Source organism: Marisediminitalea sp., assembly GCF_984433645.1.
In genome coordinates this window covers 1-2,162 of the sequence record NZ_CFIDRX010000298.1, presented here as the reverse complement: position 1 = coordinate 2,162, position 2,162 = coordinate 1, and the positions used below count along the sequence as shown (strand labels likewise).

General features: G+C 50.6%; 2 protein-coding genes and 1 pseudogene. 2 read left to right on the top strand and 1 reads right to left on the bottom strand.

Annotation, left to right across the window (positions count from 1 at the left end; genetic code table 11):
• Positions 1–828 (top strand): annotated as a pseudogene (locus AC4MRN_RS20570) (CYTH domain-containing protein); the annotation flags it as partial.
• Positions 829–840: 12 nt separating this feature from the next.
• The gene (locus tag AC4MRN_RS20565) at positions 841–1,929 is read left to right on the top strand and encodes a helix-turn-helix domain-containing protein (protein WP_491204381.1); all 1,089 of its coding nucleotides are present in this window, start codon (positions 841–843) and stop codon (positions 1,927–1,929) included.
• Between the two features lie 48 nt (positions 1,930–1,977).
• Here AC4MRN_RS20565 and AC4MRN_RS20560 read toward each other — a convergent pair.
• Positions 1,978–2,162: YfhL family 4Fe-4S dicluster ferredoxin (locus AC4MRN_RS20560; RefSeq protein ID WP_491204380.1), on the bottom strand; the 185-nt coding region annotated here is incomplete at its 5' end.

Here is a 2,162-nt window from a genome sequence, read left to right as displayed (position 1 = left end):
GAAGAGGCTTTTTGTCAGGCGCTGGCGTGCGGATTACGGCACTGGCAGGTTCATGAACACCTGTTTTTCGAAACCCAGTCACCCAAGATGCTGACCGAAATAACCCGTGCAGTGCGGATGTTAATGCAGACGGTGTCCCTGTATTTACCGGTGCTGCAGTGTCCTGCATTACTGGCGTTGCACAAAAAGCTGATGCGCTATGCAGAAGCCTGGTTATGGCAGGACGACCTGCAAAGCTTGCGAATGCTGTTGTCTAAGAAAAGCCTCTTTAATAAACGCTTGTCGCGTTATCCGGCGTTGTTGAGCTATTTACAGGGGCGACAAGCCGGCTTGTTACAGGCGCACGATCCGCAAAGCAAGTTATATGAGGACACGCCGTCTCTGCTGAAATTGTCAATTGCGCAGATTCTGCAAGAGAAACCTTGGCGCGGGGCTGCCACCGGATATGACTTACCGCTGATGGAACATGCCAAGGGCTGGTTGTCACAGGGATGGCAAACTATTCAGCAGTCCATGCCTATTCAACGCCAAATGCATGCGGCAAACTATACCTCGGTAGAAGTGTTGTTACGTCAGACCTTGTTCAACGGCTTTTTAGTGGCCGATTTATTTGCGCATTCACGTGGTCACTTTCGCGCGCCCTGGCTGGATATTCTGACCGGCATCGACGAGCTGAATGCATTATTACTGCTGAAAAAGTCGGTGTTTGATGCGGAGTTAGCTGAGCAGCGAGAGTTGCTGGAATGGGTACAGGAAAAAACACAGAACCTGCTTCGCGTGATGGAGCGGAGCCGGCAGGCTGCAATGTCGGGGGAAATTTACTGGTAATGGACAACCCCAATGAGCTTATCTAACGATTCGGTAGCTGTATGGGTAGCAGCGTTGCTGACCTGTATATGGTTAGTGATGCTGGCTGTCACACTGAAACAAAAAGCATTGCCCGTTGGCAATGGTGGCCGGATGTTAATGTTGCTCAGTTGGCCGCTATTGGTTATTAGCGAACTCTGGGCGCTGGGGTATGGACAGGGGCATTCCTTTATTAGTCTGGTTGTGCTGATCGTTGCACCGCTTCAGCTCATGGGTTTGCAAATGACTACCATGGCTTTATTGTGGCGCAAGCCTCGTTATGCACGCTGGCCACACGCGCTCGTTGCCACTGTGTTGCTGGCTTTACTGGGCTATCAATTGTGGGCTTTCATGGCTGACTTGTCGGGTTGGCATGGCCTGGTTCCTTACGGCGAACCTCTGGTGTACTGGCCTGTGTATGCCAGCTGTTTGCTTATTGCGTTTGCGATGCTGTATACCGCCATTATGCAGGTTGAACATATTCAGCAGTACCATCATGACTTACCGCTGCAGGTTGTCGATACACAACACTATAAAATAAAAGGCGTGGCTGGCGCATGCGGTTTTACCGTGGGAGTTGCCTTCTTCCTGGTCGTGATCACGGTCCTGGTGGGTATCGGTATTTTTCCCTTTGAAAGCTGGCTGGCCTGGTTTCACTGTGGTGTGGCAAGCAGCATGTTGGCGGTGTTGGCTAACTTGTGTCGCAGGCAACAAACCTCGCCATCGCCGTTTGATCACGCTGCGCTGGAAAACGCACCAGTATTGACCGATGCCAAAGCCCAGGCAATAGTAAAACAGGCCGATACGGTAGTGATTGCCTCAAAAGCTTACAAGCAGGTAGGGTTAACGCTGGAGTCCTTTGCGCGTCAGGCAAAGTTAGACCCTACGGTATTGTGCCTGGCGTTGTTGAAGGTGAAGAAGCAGCACTTCAGAAATTACATGTATCAGTTCAGAATGAAATACGCCAAGCAGCTATTACTGCGCTCTGATATCAAACTGGACCAGGTTGCCAAACGCCTGCAGCTAGGCAACAAAGGCACAGTGAGTCACACGTTTTTAAAATATCTGGAAAGTAAGCAATAGCCCGCAATTAGCGCGCATGCATGCCATTTTTAAACAACGCTTTTTTGCTCAGGCGTACATAGCAGCAAATTTATCTGCCAGTGCGTCCAGACTCTCCTTATGAGCCGGATCGGGCTCGATACATTCAATAGGGCACACGGCGACGCAACTGGGTTCATCATAGTGCCCCACACATTCTGTGCAGCGTGACGGATCAATCTGATAAATCTCAGCGCCCATGCTAATTGCTTCGT

Coding starts and splice junctions, on each gene's coding strand:
- AC4MRN_RS20565 (WP_491204381.1), top strand. CDS start 841: ATGAGCTTATCTAACGATTCGGTAGCTGTATGGGTAGCAGCGTTGCTG.